Below are 16456 nucleotides of genomic sequence, written 5' to 3'. Positions count from 1 at the left end.
GCGCCGGGGAGTACCATGACACACGCGTCACGCAAGGCTGGAGGGAGCTGGATGCACGCACCGCCGACGATCGGGAACCCCGGTCGCGGGAGCCGCAGCTGGCTCGGGGTCGTCCGCGACGCCGTCGACGGGCTGGTGAAGCACTCGCCGTCACGATTCGCCATCCTCGTCTTCTCGGCGCTCATCCTCGTCTTCACCCTGCTCTTCTCGCTGCCGATCGCACGCGCTGGCGAGGCCTCCGCCACTCCGCTGCACGACGCGCTGTTCACCGCCGTCTCGGTCATCTGCGTCACCGGCCTGTCGACGGTCGACATGGCGACGTACTGGTCGCCGTTCGGGCACGGGCTCGTCTACCTGGGCGTGAACATCGGCGGCATCGGTGTGCTGACCCTCGCGACGACGCTCGGCTTCGTGATCTCGCGGCGGCTCGGACTCCGGGCGAAGCTCATGGCCGCGAGCGACACGAACCCGTCGCGACTGCACGTCGGACCCGTCGCCGAGCGTCAGGCCATCCGCCTCGGCGAGGTCGGCGGCCTGCTCTTCACCGTCGCCGTCAGCGCCCTCGTCATCGAGGCGGCGCTCGCGATCGGGCTCATGCCCAGCATGCTCGCCGCGGGATACGACGTCGGGCAATCGATCTGGTACAGCCTGTACTACTCGGCCATGGCGTTCACGAACACCGGATTCTCGCCGAACCCGGGCGGGCTCGCACCGTTCGAGCAGGACTACTGGATGCAGTCGCTGCTCATGATCGGCGTGTTCCTCGGCAGCCTCGGCTTCCCGGTGATCTTCGCGCTCGCGAAGGCCTGGCGCACCCCGCGCAAGTGGAGCGTGCACGTGAAGCTCACGCTCACCACGACCATCATCCTGTTCATCGCCGGCGCGGCGATGTTCATCCTGCTCGAGCACGCGAACCCGAAGACCTACGGCCATCTCGACGCGGGACCGACGATCTTCCAGTCGTTCTTCATGTCGGCGATGACGAGATCCGGCGGCTTCGCGACGATCGACATGCACGACCTGTACGGCTCGAGCCAGCTCGTCAGCAGCATGCTGATGTTCATCGGCGGCGGCTCCGCGTCGACTGCGGGCGGCATCAAGGTGACGACCCTCGCCGTGCTGTTCCTCGCCGCCGTCGCCGAGGCGCGCGGCGCCCCCTCGATGGAGGCGTTCGGCCGGCGCATCCCGCGCGACATGCTGCGGCTGTCCGTCTCGGTCGTGCTCTGGGGCGCGACGATCGTCGCCGCGGCATCCATCGCGATCCTCCAGATCACGAAGGCGCCGTTCGAGAACGTGCTCTTCGACGTCATCTCCGCCTTCGCCACCACCGGACTGTCGACGGGGCTCACCGCCGAGCTGCCCCCGGAGGGCGTGTACGTCATGGCGACCACGATGTTCATGGGACGCGTCGGCACCGTCACCTTCGCCGCGGCGCTCGCCGCGAGCACCCGCCGACAGCTGTTCAAACGACCGGAAGAGAGGCCCATCGTTGGTTGATCGCATCAAGCACAACGCCCCCGTCCTCGTGATCGGCCTCGGCCGCTTCGGCGCCGCGACCGCGGGGCAGCTCGACCGGCTCGGCCGCGAGGTGCTCGCCGTCGACACCGACGAGTCGCTCGTGCAGAAGTGGGCCGAGCGGGTCACGCACGCCGTCGTGGCCGACGCGAAGAACATCGACGCGCTGAAGCAGATCGGCGCCCAGGACTTCTCGACCGCGGTCTGCGCGGTCGGCTCCTCGATCGAGGCTTCCGTCCTCATCACGGCGAACCTCGTCGACCTCGGCGTGCCGCAGATCTGGGCCAAGGCGATCTCCGCCTCGCACGGCAAGATCCTGCAACGCATCGGGGCGAACCACGTGATCTATCCGGAGCGCGAGGCCGGCGAGCGCACCGCGCACCTCGTGAGCGGGCGGATGCTCGACTTCATCGAGTTCGACGACGACTTCGCGCTCGTGAAGATGTACCCGCCGAAGCCGATCCGGGGCAAGAACCTGACCGAGTCGGGCGTGCGCACGAAGCACAACGTCACGGTCGTCGGCGTGAAGAGCCCGGGCAAACCGTTCACCTACGCGACGGAGAAGACCGTGGTGTCGAACCACGACCTCATCATCGTCACCGGCACCGAGGGCGACATCGAGAAGTTCGCCGCGCTCGAGTAGCGGGCCGTAAGGATTCCGTTAGGAAGATTCACGAATTCGTGAAATCGGCGTAGCGTCCCGCCCATGACCACCGTCATCCGCACCAGCGACCTCGTGAAGCGCTACGGTCGCACCCGCGCCCTCGACGGGCTCGACCTCCAGGTCGACGCCGGCCAGGTGCACGGATTCCTCGGCCCGAACGGCGCGGGGAAATCCACGACGATCCGCATCCTCCTCGGCCTCGCCCGCGCGAGCTCCGGGGTGGCGAGCGTCTTCGACGCCCACCCCTGGCGCGACGCCGTCGCCCTGCACCGGCGCATCGCCTACGTGCCCGGCGACGTGAGCGTCTGGCCGAACCTCTCCGGCGGGGAGGCGATCGACTTCCTCGCCCGGCTGCGCGGAGCCGCGCACCGCGACGCCGGCTACCGGGCGGAGAAGGCCAGACTCGTCGACGCGTTCCAGTTCGACCCGCGCAAGAAGGGCCGCGCGTACTCGAAGGGCAACCGGCAGAAGGTCGCGCTCATCGCGGCGTTCGCGGTGCCCGCCGAGCTCTACATCCTCGACGAGCCGACGAGCGGTCTCGACCCGCTGATGGAGCTCGTGTTCCGTCGCGAGATCGCGCGCGTGCGCGCGGCCGGTGCGACCGTGCTGCTGTCGAGCCACATCCTCTCCGAGGTGGAGCAGCTGTGCGATCGGGTGTCGATCATCCGCGCGGGGCGCGTCGTCGAGAGCGGCACCCTCCCCGAGCTCCGCCACCTCACCCGCACCGAGGTCTCCTTCGACGCGACGGACGGAGCGGATGCCTCGGGCGGCGCCGTGTTCGCCGGCATCACCGACATCCACGACGCCGCCGTCACCGACGGGCGAGCCCGGTTCACGGTCGACAGCGACCGCGTCGCCGGCATCCTACCCGCGCTCGCCGGCCGGCACGTCACCGGCCTGCGCATCGAGCCCCCGTCGCTCGAGGAGCTGTTCCTGCGGCACTACGGCGACGAGATCGGCGCCGACGCGGCATCCGCCGACGAGGCATCCGCCGCCGGAGCCAGGCGATGAGCACCGTCGGCGCGCTGCTCGGCCAGCGTCTGCGGCGCGACCGTTGGCAGCTCGTGCTCTGGGTCGGCGGCACTGCGCTGCTCGCGATCGCGGCGATCGGCGGGGTGGCGCAGTCCTACGGCACCGAGGCCGACCGCCGGGAGGTGCTCGCCGCGGTCGCCGCAAATCCGGTGATCATGCTCTTCCGCGGGCTGCCGTCGGGCGCGGAGCTCGACGCGTTCACGCTGTTCCTGATCCTGCCGTTCCTCGCGATGATGGCGGCATTCATGTCGAGCTTCCTCGCCGTGCGGCACACCCGGATGGACGAGGAACTGGGCCGCGCCGAACTCGTCGCCGCCACCCCGGCCGGGCGCACCGCGCCCCTCACGGCCACCGTGCTGCACGGGTTCGGCGCGAACCTCGCGCTCGCCGTGCTCGTGGCGGCGTGCTTCGCCGGGGCGGGCTACGCACCCCTCGGTTCGATCGTGTCGGGGCTCGCCGCCGCGGCGGTCGGGCTCGTCTTCCTCGGCGTCGGGCTCGTGGCCGCGCAGCTCATGCGCACCTCGCGCGGGGCGAACTCGCTCGGCGTGTGGGTGCTGCTCGTGAGCTTCGTCGTCTGCGGGCTCGGCAACGCCCTCGGCACGCCGTCGGCGGACCTGCAGCGCATCGAGAGCTCCTGGCTGACCTGGCTCTCGCCGTTCGGCTGGGCGGAGAACGCCCGCCCGTTCGCCGACGACGCGTGGTGGCCGCTCGTGCTCTGCGGCATCGTCGCCGTCGCGCTCACGGGGCTCGCCTTCGGGTTGCAGCGCGTGCGCGACCTCGACGGCAGCTTCATCGCCGAGCGCGCCGGCCGACTCGACGCCCCCGCGAGCCTCGGCTCACCGCTCGGACTGGTGTGGCGGCTCGCCCGCGGCTCCGTCGTCGGCTGGGCGATCGGCGGCCTCCTCACCGGCGCGCTCGCCACGAGCCTCGGCGCGGTGATCGACGAGATCGGCACGAAGATCCCGGCGGTCGAGGAGCTGTTCGCCGCGCTCTCGAAGGGCGGCAGCCTCGAGCAGGGCATGGTCGTGATCTTCTTCACCATCGTCGGGGTGCTCGCCGCGTGCGCGGCGGTGCAGACGGTCACGCGGGCACGTCAGGAGGAGGCGCACGGCACTGCCGAGCAGGTGCTCGCCGCGCCCGTCGGCCGGGTGCGCTGGCTCTGGGCGTTCCTCCTCGTCGGCCTCGGGGCCGCGTTCGCCGTGTGCGCGGCCGCGGTGCTCGGCGCCTGGCTCGGCGTGCAGGCGAAGGGCGCCGACGCCTCGCTCTCCTGGGACGCGCTCGTCGCGGGAGCGGGCCAGCTCGCCGCCGCGGCAGTGTTCCTGGTGCTCACGGCGCTCGTGTTCGTGCTCGCACCGCGGCTCACGATCGCGCTCGGCTGGGTGCTCGTGCTCGTCGCGTTGCTGCTCGGCATGTTCGGTCCGCTGTTCGGACTGCCCGACTGGGTGACGAACCTCTCGCCGGTCGCCGTGACGCCCGTCGCCACCGCCGACGGGGTCGACGTCAAGGGGCTCTGGTGGCTGCTCGGCGCCGTCGCCGCGGGCGGCGTGCTCGCCCTCGGCCTGATGCGGCGGCGCGAGCTCGCGGCGGGCGATTGAGCGACGGATCGACGTGAGGAGGGACGCGTGACGGCATCCGAGGACCGCGGCCGCCACCGCGCGATCGCCGCCGCCGAAGAGGGGGCGGCGATGCTCACCGCCGCCGGGATGCCGCGGATGCCCTCGCGCGTGCTGATGGCCCTCGTGGCCTCGCCCGCCGAGGGCTCCACGGCCGCCGAGCTCGCCGAGCGGCTCGGCGTGAGCGCGGCCGCCGTGTCGGGCGCGGTGCGGTACCTGCAGACGGCGCGGATGGCGCACCGGATCTCGAGCCCCGACAGCCGCCGCGACCGCTACCGCCTGTTCGACGACACCTGGCACGCCGTGCTCACGAGCGGACTGCCGATCTACTCGCGGCTCGCAGAGCTCATCGACGAGATCGCCGACGCCGCCCACGACGACGCCGCGGCCGCGCGGGGACGGGACATGGCCGGGTTCTTCCGCTTCATGGCGGCACGGATGCCGGAGCTCCTCGAGGAGTGGGAGGTCGAGCGCGAGGCGCTGCGCCGCGGGGAGTAGGCGGTCGGTTCCCCGAGCTTGTTGGTTCCCCGAGCTTGTCGAGGGGAGCGCCACCGCTTCGACAGGCTCAGCGGACCAGGGAGCGGGCCAGGCCGTGAGGGGCGCGTAGGGAAGCCTGGAGCCGGCGTTAGGGAACCGTGAGGACCCGCCCGACGGGCCCGCCGCGGGTGTTGCATCGCAGGTGCAGCCGATGCGCTGCCCGCCCGCCGCGACCGCGGCAGGCGGCGCCCGATCCTGGAGTCCCCGTGCTCGACGTCGTCGCCATCCTCGGCATCCTCGCCGTGTTCGCGGTCGTCGCCCTCATCGCCAAGGGGGTCGAGAAGCTGTGATCGTCTTCGAGCTCCTCGCCGCCGCGCTGGGCATCGCCGCCGTCATCTATCTGGTCATCGCCCTCGTGAAGCCCGAGAGGTTCTGATGGAGGTGCTCTTCGCCGCCCTGCAGGCGGCCACCCTCGCGCTGATCCTCGCCCTCCTCTACCGCCCCCTCGGCGACTACCTCGCCCGCACCTACACGAGCGACCGCGACTGGCGCGTCGAGCGCGGCTTCTACCGCCTCATCGGCGTCGATCCTCGCGCCGAGCAGTCCTGGCCCGCGTACCTCCGCGGCGTGCTCGCCTTCTCGCTCGTGGGCCTGCTGCTCGTCTACGTCCTGCAGCGGGCGCAGGCGGTGCTGCCGTACTCGCTCGGCCTGCCGGCCGTGCCGGAGGGGCTCGCGTTCAACACCGCGGCCTCCTTCGTCGCGAACACGAACTGGCAGTCCTACTCCCCCGAGCTGACGATGGGCTACACCGTGCAGCTCGCGGGGCTCGCCGTGCAGAACTTCGTCTCCGCGGCCGTCGGCATCGCCGTCGCCATCGCCCTCGTGCGCGGCTTCGCCCGGCACGGCTCGCCCACGCTCGGCAACTTCTGGGTCGACCTCGTGCGCGGCTGCCTGCGCGTGCTGCTGCCGCTCGCGATCGTCGGTGCGATCGTGCTCCTCGCCGGCGGTGTGGTGCAGAACTTCGCCGGCTTCACCGAGGTGCACACGCTCACCGGCGGCATCCAGCAGCTGCCCGGCGGCCCGGTCGCCAGCCAGGAGGTCATCAAGCTCCTCGGCACGAACGGCGGCGGGTTCTTCAACGCGAACTCGGCGCATCCCTTCGAGAACCCCACCGCGTGGACGAATCTCTTCGAGGTCGTGCTGATGCTCGCCATCCCGTTCGCGCTGCCGCGCGCCTTCGGCCGGATCGTCGGCTCCAACAAGCAGGGCTACGCGATCCTCGCGGTCATGGCGACGCTGTTCGCGCTCTCGCTCGTCGCGCTCAGCGCGCTCGAGGCCGCCGGCCGCGGCACGGCACCCGAACTCGCGGGCGGCGCGATGGAGGGCAAGGAGACCCGGTTCGGCATCTTCGGTTCGACCCTGTTCGCCACGACCTCGACGCTCACCTCGACGGGCGCCGTGAACTCGATGCACGACTCGTACACCGCGCTCGGCGGCATGCTGCCGATGCTGAACATGATGCTCGGCGAGGTCGCCCCCGGCGGCGTCGGCTCCGGCCTCTACGGCATGCTCGTGCTCGCCGTCATCGCGGTGTTCATCGCGGGGCTCCTCGTCGGCCGCACGCCCGAGTACCTCGGCAAGAAGATCGGGCCGCGGGAGATCAAGCTCGCGAGCCTCTACATCCTCGTCACGCCGACGCTCGTGCTCACGGGCACCGCCCTGAGCTTCGCCCTCCCGGGGGTCAGGGAGGACGTCGAGTCGACCTCGATCTGGAACCCCGGCATCCACGGCATGAGCGAGGTGCTCTACGCCTTCACGAGCGCCGCGAACAACAACGGTTCGGCGTTCGCCGGGCTCACGGCCAACACCCCGTGGTTCAACATCGCGCTCGGCGTGGCGATGCTGCTCGGCCGCTTCGTGCCGATCGTGCTCGTGCTCGCCCTGGCCGGCTCGCTCGCCGCGCAACGGAAGGTCCCGGCGACCGCCGGCACCCTGCCCACGCACCGCCCGCAGTTCGTCGGGCTCCTCATCGGCGTCACCGTGCTCGTCACGGCGCTCACCTACTTCCCCGTGCTCACCCTCGGACCCCTCGCAGAAGGGCTCAACTGACCCATGTCCCTCATCACCACCGCCCAGCTCGGGCACGCGCTGCCCGGCGCGCTGCGCAAGCTCGACCCGCGCCTGATGTGGCGGAACCCCGTCATGTTCATCGTCGAGGTGGGCGCCGTGCTCACCACGGTGCTCGCGATCGCCGAGCCCGTCCTCGGCGGGCCGCAGGCCTCCGGCGGCAGCGAGGTGCCCTGGTCGTTCACCTGGGCGATCGCCGCCTGGCTCTGGCTGACCGTGCTCTTCGCGAACCTCGCCGAGTCCGTCGCCGAGGGCCGCGGCAAGGCGCAGGCCGAGTCGCTCCGCCGCACTCGCAGCGACACCGTCGCGCACCGCGTCGAACGCTACGACGAGGTCGCCGACCCCGGCGCCGAGCGCAGCCGCACGGTCGAGGTCTCCTCGGCCGCACTGCAGCTCGGCGACCTCGTCGTCGTCACGGCGGGCGAGCTCATCCCCGGCGACGGCGACATCGTGCACGGCATCGCCTCGGTGGACGAGTCCGCGATCACGGGCGAGTCCGCCCCGGTCGTGCGCGAGTCCGGCGGCGACCGCAGCGCCGTGACGGGCGGCACGCGGGTGCTCTCCGACCGCATCGTGGTGCGCATCACCTCGAAGCCGGGCGAGACCTTCGTGGATCGGATGATCGCGCTCGTCGAGGGCGCCGCCCGGCAGAAGACGCCGAACGAGATCGCGCTGAACATCCTGCTCGCGAGCCTCTCGATCGTCTTCGTCGTCGTCGTGCTCACGCTGAACCCGATCGCCTCGTACGCGGCGCTGCCCGCGTCGATCCCCGTGCTCGTCGCGCTCCTCGTCTGCCTCATCCCGACGACGATCGGCGCCCTGCTCTCGGCGATCGGCATCGCCGGCATGGACCGGCTCGTGCAGCGGAACGTGCTCGCCATGTCGGGCCGCGCGGTCGAAGCCGCCGGCGACGTGACGACGCTGCTGCTCGACAAGACCGGCACCATCACCTACGGCAACCGGCGGGCGAGCGCCTTCGTGCCGCTGCCGGGCGTCGAGGAGAGCGAGCTCGTCCGCGCGGCGGCGCTCGCCTCCCTCGCCGACCCAACGCCGGAGGGCGCCTCGATCGTCGAGCTGGCGGCGGAGCGTGGCGTCGCCTTCCCCGCCTCGGGCGCGGCGCAGCCGGCCGGCGAAGTGGTGCCGTTCACGGCGCAGACGCGGATGTCGGGGCTCGACCTCGCCGATGGGCGGATCGTGCGGAAGGGCGCGGGCTCCGCCGTGCTCGCGTGGGTCGAGGCATCCGGGCGCCAGCCCTCCTCGCTGCTCGCCGAGCTCGACGAGCGGGTGGAGACCATCTCGAGCTCCGGTGGCACGCCGCTCGTCGTCGCGGAGCGCGCGCCGGACGGCGCGACCCGCGTGCTCGGCGTCGTGCATCTGAAGGACGTCGTGAAGGACGGCCTCGCCGAGCGCTTCGCCGAGCTGCGCACGATGGGCATCCGCACCGTCATGATCACGGGCGACAACCCGCTCACGGCCGCCGCGATCGCGAAGGAGGCCGGCGTCGACGACTTCCTCGCGGAGGCGACGCCCGAGGACAAGCTCGCCCTCATCCGCCGCGAGCAGGAGGGCGGCAACCTCGTCGCGATGACCGGCGACGGCACGAACGACGCGCCCGCGCTCGCGCAGGCGGACGTCGGCGTGGCGATGAACACCGGCACCTCCGCCGCGAAGGAGGCCGGCAACATGGTCGACCTCGACTCCGACCCGACGAAGCTCATCGACATCGTGCGGATCGGCAAGCAGCTGCTGATCACCCGCGGGGCGCTCACGACCTTCTCCATCGCGAACGACCTCGCGAAGTACTTCGCGATCATCCCGGCGATGTTCGCGGGCGTGTTCCCGGGGCTCGCGGCGCTGAACCTGATGCAGCTGCACTCGCCGGCCTCGGCCGTGCTGTCGGCGATCATCTTCAACGCGATCGTGATCGTCTTCCTCATCCCGCTCGCGCTCCGCGGCGTGAGGTACCGGGCGGGCGGGGCGAGCGCCGTGCTGAGCCGCAACCTGCTCGTGTACGGCCTCGGCGGCATCATCGCGCCGTTCATCGGCATCAAACTGATCGACCTCGTCGTCAGCCTCATCCCCGGGTTCTGACCCGCCAGGAACGGAAGGACCGTCCCATGAGCACCACCCGCTCCACCCTCCGCACCCACTGGGTCGCGCTCCGCGCGATGCTCGTGCTCACCCTCGTGCTCGGCGTCGGCTACACCGCCGTCGTCACGGGCATCGGCCAGTTCGCGCTGCCGGCGCAGGCGAACGGCTCACTCGTCCGCGACGCCGACGGCGCGGTCGTCGGCTCGGCCCTCGTCGGGCAGCCGTTCGCGGATGCCGAGGGCGCGCCGCTGCCCGAGTGGTTCCAGCCGCGCCCCTCGGCCGCGGGCGACGGCTACGACGGCGGCGCCTCGAGCGGCAGCAACTTCGGGCCCGAGAACGCGGACCTCGTCGCGGCGATCACCGAGCGGCAGGCGGCGGTCGGCGAGGCCGACGGCGTCCAGCGCGGCGAGATCCCAGCCGACGCGGTGACGGCGTCGGGATCGGGGCTCGACCCGCACATCAGCCCCGCGTACGCCCGGCTGCAGGTGGCCCGCGTGGCCGAGGCGCGCGGGCTGCCCGAGGCCGAGGTCGCCGCCCTCGTCGAGCGGTTCGTGCAGGGCCGCGACGCCGGCTACCTCGGCGACCCGACCGTGAACGTGCTGCGCCTGAACCTCGCGCTCGCGGAGCTGTGACCCGGATCCTGCCTCGCCGTCCCCACCAGGGTTGCCCGACTTTCATGAAAGTTGGGCAACTCGGGATTGGATCGGGGTTGCCCGACTTTCATGAAAGTCGGGCAACTCGGATCGAGGGCGAGGCAAACGCAGGTGGGAGGATGACGACATGAAACGCGGTCGGCTGCGGGTACTGCTCGGCGCCGCGCCCGGCGTCGGCAAGACGTACACGATGCTCGAGGAGGGCAAGCGCCTCCTCGGCGAGGGCCGCGACGTCGTCGTCGGCTTCGTCGAGACGCACGGGCGGCGGGCGACCGCGGCGATGACGGCGGGGCTCGAGCTCGTGCCGCGCCGGGTCGAGCTGCACCGCGGGATGCCGCTCGAAGAACTCGACCTCGACGCCCTCCTCGCCCGCCGGCCCGAGGTCGCCCTCGTCGACGAGCTCGCGCACACCAACGCCCCGGGCTCGCGGCACGAGAAGCGATGGCAGGATGTCGAGGAGCTGCTCGACGCCGGCATCGACGTCATCTCGACGGTGAACACGCAGCACATCGAGTCACTCGGCGACGTCGTGCTGCAGATCACGGGAGTGCCGCAGCGCGAGACGATCCCCGACCGGGTGCTGCGGGCAGCCGACCAGATCGAGGTCGTCGACCTGGCGCCGCAGGCGCTCCGCGATCGGCTGTCCGGCGGGCTCGTCTACCCGGCCGAGCGGATCGACGCCGCACTCTCGAACTACTTCCGCCTCGGCAACCTCACCGCGCTCCGCGAGCTCGCCCTGCTCTGGCTCGCCGACGAGGTGGACTCCGCGCTGAAGGCGTACCGGGCCGAGCACGGCATCAGCCACAAGTGGGAGGCGCGCGAGCGGGTCGTCGTGGCACTCACGGGCGGCCCGGAGGGCGAGACCCTGCTCCGCCGCGGCGCGCGGATCGCCTCGCGCTCCTCGGGCGGGGAGCTCATCGCCGTGCACGTGACACGGCCGGACGGCATGCGGGCGAGGCATCCGGGCGCCCTCGACGCCCAGCGCACGCTCGTCGAGCAGCTCGGCGGCACCTTCCACCAGGTCGTCGGCGAGGACGTCCCGCACGCCCTCGTCGAGTTCGCCCGCTCGGTCGACGCCACGCAGCTCGTCATCGGCGTGAGTCGTCGCTCGCGGCTGGCCGCCGCCTTCTCGGGGCCGGGGATCGGCGCGACCGTGATCCGCGAGTCCGGCGACATCGACGTGCACATCGTGACGCACGCGGCGGCCGGGGCGGCGCTGTCGCTGCCCCGGATCGGCGGGGCGCTCAGCCGCACGCGCCTCCTCATCGGCTTCGCGGTCGCGCTCGTCGCGGGCCCGCTGCTCAGCTGGGTGCTGCTGCTGTTCCACACCGAGACCTCGATCACGAGCGACGTGCTCGCCTACCAGCTGCTCGTCATCGTGGTCGCCCTGATCGGCGGCATCTGGCCGGGCCTGTTCGCGGCGGTGCTGTCGGGGATCACGCTGAACTTCCTCTTCGTCGCCCCCGTGCACACGCTGACGATCGCCGATCCGCGGCAGTTCCTCGCCCTCGTCTTCTACGTCGCGAACGCCCTCCTCGTGAGCTACGTCGTCGACCAGGCCGCACGTCGCACCCGCGAGGCGAAGCGGGCGGCTGCGGAGTCGCAGCTGCTCGCCACGATGGCGGGCAGCGTGCTGCGCGGCGAGGACGCCCTGCAGGCGATGGTCACCCGCACCCGTGAGGCGTTCGGGCTCGCGGGCGTGCGGCTCCTCGTCGACGGAGCGCCCCTGGTCGCCGACGGCGAGCCGACCCGCGACGACCGGGTCTCGCTCGTGCCCATCGGCGAGCGCGGCACGCTCGAGCTGCACGGTCCGGACCTGGATGCCTCGGAGGCCCGCCTGCTGCAGGTGATCGCCACCCAGCTCGACGCGGCGATCGAGCACGGCGCCCTCGCCTCCGCCGCGGAGGAGGCCTCGGAGCTCGCCGAGACCGACAAGGTGCGTTCGGCGCTGCTCGCCGCGGTCGGCCACGACCTGCGCCGTCCGCTGACCTCGGCGTCGGCGGCGATCAGTGCACTGCGCTCGCCGGAGCTGCAGCTGCCCGCCGGCGAGCGGGCGGAGCTGCTGGACACCGCGGCGGAGAGCCTCGACGCGCTCGCCGAGCTCGTGACGAACCTGCTCGATGTCAGCCGGGTGCAGGCGGGCGCGCTCGCCGTGCGGCTCTCCCCGGTCGAGACGGCAGATGTCGTGTTCCCCGCCCTCGACGAGCTCGGTCTCGGCCCGGGCGAGGTCGAGCTGGACCTCGCCGACGGGGTGCCGCCGCTGCTCGCGGACGCCGGACTGCTGCAACGGGTGGTGGTGAACCTGCTCGCGAACGCGGTGCGGCACTCGCCGCCTGGGGAGCGGGTGCGGATCGCGGCGTCGGGGTTCCGCGGGCTGGTGCAGCTGCGCGTCGTCGATCGCGGCCCCGGCATCCCGGCCGAGCGCCGCGACGGCGTGTTCGTCCCCTTCCAGCGGCTCGGCGACACCGACAATGAGACGGGCCTCGGCCTCGGCCTCGCCCTGTCGAAAGGGTTCGTCGAGGGGATGGACGGCACGCTCGAGGTGGAGGACACCCCGGGCGGCGGGCTCACGATGGTGGTGACGTTGCCCGCGGCGTCCGCGGAGGAGGAAGGGCCGATGCGATGAGGATCCTCCTCGCGGACGACGACGAGCAGCTGCAGCGTGCGCTCCGCATCACGCTCGCGGCGCGCGGCTACGAGGTGCTGCACGCCCGCGACGGCGCGGAGGCGATCGAGCAGGCGGCCTCGGGGCATCCGGACCTCATCCTGCTCGACCTCGGCATGCCGCGCGTCGACGGCCTCGACGTGATCCGCGCCGTGCGGGCCTGGTCGAGCGTGCCGATCCTCGTGCTCTCCGGGCGCACCGACTCGGGCGAGAAGGTCGAGGCGCTCGACGCGGGCGCCGACGACTACGTGACGAAGCCGTTCGCGATGGACGAGCTGCTGGCCCGCATCCGCGCCCGCTCGCGCCGCCCGGCGGGCGAGGAGGACACGGGCGCGGTGCATCGCATCGGCGAGCTCGAGGTGGATCTCGCGGCGAAGACGATCCGTCGGGCGGAGGGGGCGGGCACCTCGGGCGGCACGGCCGGCACGGTGCGGTTGACGCCGACCGAGTGGCATCTGCTGGAGCTCTTCCTGAAGCATCCCGGCCGGTTGCTCACCCGGGAGATGCTGCTGTCGGAGGTCTGGGGGCCGTACCACGCGAACGATGCCGGGTACCTGCGACTGTACGTGGCGCAGCTGCGCCGCAAGCTCGAGCCGGTGCCCGCCGAGCCGAGGCACTTCCTGAACGAGCCCGGCATGGGCTACCGCTTCGAGCCCTAGCGCCGGCCGCACCGCGCGCGGCATACGCTTGACGGGTGGACTGCGGCTACTTCGACGCCGGGCGCTGCACCTCGTGCGCCCTGATGGGACAGCCGTACCCCGACCAGCTCGCCGCGAAGCAGGCGCACGCCGAGCAGCTGCTCGCGCCGTTCGGCGTCGGCGCGTGGCATCCGCCCGTCGCGTCCGGCGAGCGCGACTACCGCAACAAGGCGAAGATGGTCGTCGGCGGCACGGTCGACGCACCGACGATCGGCATCCTCGACGCCGACGGGCACGGCGTCGACCTGCAGGCCTGCGGGATCTGCTCGCCCGGCCACCGGGCGGCGTTCCCCGTGCTGGCCCGGTTCATCACGCTCGCGCGCATCGCCCCGTACGACGTCGCCGCCCGCCGCGGCGAGCTGAAGCACCTCATCGTCACCGAATCGCCCGACGGCGAGCTGATGGTGCGGTTCGTGCTGCGCTCGACGGAGCCCGTCGCCCGCATCCGCAAGCACCTGCCCGCGCTCCTCGCCGAGCTGCCGCAGGCGCGCGTCGTGACCGTCAACCTGCTGCCGGAGCACAAGGCGGTGCTCGAGGGCGAGTCCGAGCTCGTGCTCACCGAGCAGGAGACCCTGCCGATGCGGCTCAACGACGTCACGATGCACCTGCGGCCGCAGAGCTTCTTCCAGACGAACACGGCAATCGCGGCGGCGCTTTACGCCGAGGCGAGGGACTGGATCCGGGGGCTCGCGCCCGACTCCGCGTGGGACCTCTACTCGGGCGTCGGCGGCTTCGCCCTGCACCTCGCGGGTGGCGGCGTCGAGGACGGGGACACCGAGAACGGCGGTGTCGAGAACGGCGGTGTCGAGATCACCGGGATCGAGACGAGCGTCGAGGCGGTCGCGTCGGCGGAGCTCAGCCGCACGGATGCCGCGCTCAGTCGGCTGCGCTTCGCCGCCGGCGACGCCACGGAGTTCGCCCTCGCCGCGGCGAGCGCACCCGATCTCGTCGTGGTGAACCCGCCGCGGCGCGGCATCGGCGCCGAGCTCGCCGCTTGGCTCGAGCAGCGCGAGGACGTCTCGCACGTGCTCTACTCGAGCTGCAACGCGGCGTCGCTCGCGAAGGACCTGCGGGCGATGCCGTCGTACCGGCCCCTGCGGGCGCGGGTGTTCGACATGTTCCCGCAGACGAGTCACTTCGAGGTGATGGTGCTGCTCGAGCGGCGCTGATCGCCGGGCGTCGCGCGGCCGGCCTCATCCGGCCGCCCGATCCACGCGCCTCACCCCGCCGCGCGTCGCTCGCAGAGCCGCCGCACCGCCTCGGTCGGCACCTCCGCGGCGAGCGCGGCGTAGCGTTCGGCGGCCTCCTCGCGACGTCCGGTGCGCCGGGCGAGGTCGGCGAGCGCGAGCCGCGCGTCGAGCGCGGCGTAGGGCGCGGCGCCGTCGGCGAGCACCCGCAGCTCGCGCTCGACAGCGCGGAGCGCCGCGGTGCGCTCCCCCGAGGGCGGGCTGAACAGCGCCAGGTGCTGCTCGGCGACGAGCCGGGCGACCGTCACCGAGGGGGCGCCCCAGACCCGCTCGAGGGCGCGGTAGAACGTGACCACCCGCTCCCAGTCGGTCTCGGCGAAGCTCGGCGCCGCGGTGTGCAGCCCGGCGATGGCGGCCTCGAGCACGAAGCGTCCGTCGCCCCGCTCGGCGGCGGCCGCGGCGTCCGAGAGGCCGGCCTCGATCAGCCGACCGTCCCAGCGCCGCCGGTCGGCCTCGTCGAGCGGCACCGCCGCGCCCGCGGCATCCACCCGCCCGGGCCGTCTGGCGAGCCCGAGCCGCACGACGGCGCGGAGTCCGCGCACCTCGGCGTCGTCCGGGAACTCGGCGACGAGCGCGTCGGCGATCGACAGCGCCTGCCGCCCGAGATCGTCGAGCGGCGAGCCGGGGTCGAGCACGTCGCGGTGGGCGACGGTGAACATGCCGGCGACGCTCGCGAGCACGACGGGCAGGCGCGCCCGCCGCTCCGGCCCCTCCGGCACCCGGAAACTCCCGCGCGCCTCGGCGAGGGCCCGCTTCGCGCGGGTCAGGCGGGCCGCGGCGGCCGAGGGCTGCACGCCGAGGTGCGCGGCGATGCGCGGCACGTCGAGGCCGCAGACGACGCGGAGGGCGAGGACGAGCCTCGCCTGCTCGGTGAGCGCGGGGTCGCAGGCGACGAAGAGCAGGGCGAGCCGGTCGTCGAGCGCGTCGCCGCTCATCACTCCGGCGGATGCCTCGGGCTCCGCCCACTCCGCCTCGCGCGGGCGTCCGGCGAGTTCGGCAGCCTCGCGCTCGACGTGCCGCTGCTCCGCGGCGCGCCGGCGACGGTCGTCGAGGAAGGCGCGCTTGCCGACGGCGGTGCACCAGGCGGCGAGCGAGCCGATGGACCGTCCGCCGCCGGCCTCGGCGACGGCGCGCGCCATCGCCTCGGCGGCGTACTCCTGGGCGTCGTCGAGGCTGCCGGTGTAGGCGGCGAGCGCACGGACGACGCGCGGCCAGGCGTCGGCGAAGTCCTCGCCGAGGCCGGCGGCGGACCCGGTCACGAGGTGGGGAAGACCTTGCGCCACTCGATGTGGCCGCCGGTCGGCACGAGCGCGGCGATGCGGCGGGCGAGCGCCTCGTCGTCGGTCTCGACGAGGTAGAAGCCGGAGACAACCTCGCTCGTGTCCGGGTACGGGCCGTCGGAGTACACGGCGTCCTCCTCGACGCGGTCGCCTGAACCGGGAGTCACCCGGCCCCCGTGCTTCGCGTTCTGCAGCGCGGAACCACCGACGAGTCGGGCGCCGAGCCGTTCGACCGCCTCCTGGAACGCTTTGTGCGCGGGGAAGTTCGCCTCGGGGTCGCCGCCCGGCACGCCCGTGCCCGAGAGGTGGGCGTCGGAGTCCCAATCGGGCTCGTGGATGAGGTAGACGTACGTGTCGGTCATGGTGTCTCCCAGCTCTCAGCCCGCTCGCGGGC

15 protein-coding genes are annotated in these 16456 nt (G+C 72.7%); 13 read left to right on the top strand and 2 right to left on the bottom strand.

Going from position 1 to position 16456, the window contains the following annotated elements; genetic code table 11:
• Positions 1-51 precede the first annotated feature (51 nt).
• The 13 genes from M3147_RS10765 (at position 52) to rlmC (ending at position 14704) form a co-directional block, all read left to right on the top strand.
• The gene (locus M3147_RS10765; protein WP_251203473.1) at positions 52-1497 is read left to right on the top strand and encodes a TrkH family potassium uptake protein; all 1446 of its coding nucleotides are present in this window, start codon (positions 52-54) and stop codon (positions 1495-1497) included.
• Positions 1490-2158, top strand: a complete 669-nt coding sequence (locus M3147_RS10760; protein WP_189085488.1) for a potassium channel family protein — start codon at positions 1490-1492, stop codon at positions 2156-2158. The genes M3147_RS10765 and M3147_RS10760 overlap by 8 nt, the downstream gene beginning before the upstream one ends.
• A gap of 63 nt (positions 2159-2221) precedes the next feature.
• A complete protein-coding gene (locus M3147_RS10755) occupies positions 2222-3190 on the top strand; it encodes an ABC transporter ATP-binding protein (RefSeq protein ID WP_251203472.1) in 969 nt (322 codons plus the stop codon).
• The gene (locus M3147_RS10750; RefSeq protein WP_251203471.1) at positions 3187-4806 is read left to right on the top strand and encodes an ABC transporter permease; all 1620 of its coding nucleotides are present in this window, start codon (positions 3187-3189) and stop codon (positions 4804-4806) included. Before M3147_RS10755 ends, M3147_RS10750 begins: the two co-directional genes overlap by 4 nt.
• A 27-nt stretch (positions 4807-4833) precedes the next feature.
• Positions 4834-5322 carry a GbsR/MarR family transcriptional regulator gene (locus M3147_RS10745; protein ID WP_251203470.1) on the top strand — a complete coding sequence of 163 codons (489 nt, stop codon included), beginning with the start codon at positions 4834-4836 and terminating at the stop codon, positions 5320-5322.
• 137 nt (positions 5323-5459) lie between these two features.
• Entirely contained in the window at positions 5460-5651 is a 192-nt protein-coding gene (locus tag M3147_RS10740; RefSeq protein ID WP_251203469.1) for a hypothetical protein, read from the top strand.
• Positions 5648-5737, top strand: coding sequence for a potassium-transporting ATPase subunit F (locus M3147_RS10735; RefSeq protein WP_189085485.1), 90 nt, complete (start codon positions 5648-5650; stop codon positions 5735-5737). Before M3147_RS10740 ends, M3147_RS10735 begins: the two co-directional genes overlap by 4 nt.
• Positions 5737-7410, top strand: coding sequence for a potassium-transporting ATPase subunit KdpA (kdpA, locus tag M3147_RS10730; protein WP_251203468.1), 1674 nt, complete (start codon positions 5737-5739; stop codon positions 7408-7410). Before M3147_RS10735 ends, kdpA begins: the two co-directional genes overlap by 1 nt.
• A 3-nt stretch (positions 7411-7413) precedes the next feature.
• A complete protein-coding gene (gene kdpB / locus M3147_RS10725) occupies positions 7414-9519 on the top strand; it encodes a potassium-transporting ATPase subunit KdpB (protein WP_251203467.1) in 2106 nt (701 codons plus the stop codon).
• A 26-nt stretch (positions 9520-9545) separates the two neighbouring features.
• A complete protein-coding gene (gene kdpC, locus M3147_RS10720; protein ID WP_251203466.1) occupies positions 9546-10151 on the top strand; it encodes a potassium-transporting ATPase subunit KdpC in 606 nt (201 codons plus the stop codon).
• A gap of 148 nt (positions 10152-10299) precedes the next feature.
• The gene (locus tag M3147_RS10715) at positions 10300-12798 is read left to right on the top strand and encodes an ATP-binding protein (RefSeq protein WP_251203465.1); all 2499 of its coding nucleotides are present in this window, start codon (positions 10300-10302) and stop codon (positions 12796-12798) included.
• Positions 12795-13496, top strand: a complete 702-nt coding sequence (locus M3147_RS10710) for a response regulator (protein ID WP_251203464.1) — start codon at positions 12795-12797, stop codon at positions 13494-13496. Before M3147_RS10715 ends, M3147_RS10710 begins: the two co-directional genes overlap by 4 nt.
• A 35-nt stretch (positions 13497-13531) precedes the next feature.
• Complete coding sequence (gene rlmC / locus M3147_RS10705; protein ID WP_251203463.1) at positions 13532-14704, top strand: 23S rRNA (uracil(747)-C(5))-methyltransferase RlmC; 1173 nt, start codon at positions 13532-13534, stop codon at positions 14702-14704.
• Between the two features lie 50 nt (positions 14705-14754).
• On the opposite strand, the gene M3147_RS10700 is transcribed toward rlmC, so the two are convergent.
• Both M3147_RS10700 and M3147_RS10695 read right to left on the bottom strand, forming a co-directional pair.
• Complete coding sequence (locus M3147_RS10700; RefSeq protein WP_251203462.1) at positions 14755-16041, bottom strand: DUF6596 domain-containing protein; 1287 nt, start codon at positions 16039-16041, stop codon at positions 14755-14757.
• A complete protein-coding gene (locus M3147_RS10695; protein WP_251203461.1) occupies positions 16038-16424 on the bottom strand; it encodes a YciI family protein in 387 nt (128 codons plus the stop codon). Before M3147_RS10695 ends, M3147_RS10700 begins: the two co-directional genes overlap by 4 nt.
• Positions 16425-16456: the final 32 nt, after the last annotated feature.

Origin of the sequence: Agromyces mediolanus (assembly GCF_023715325.1) — a bacterium.
Taxonomy (GTDB): domain Bacteria; phylum Actinomycetota; class Actinomycetes; order Actinomycetales; family Microbacteriaceae; genus Agromyces; species Agromyces mediolanus_A.
This window is presented reverse-complemented; position numbering and strand designations above follow the sequence as displayed.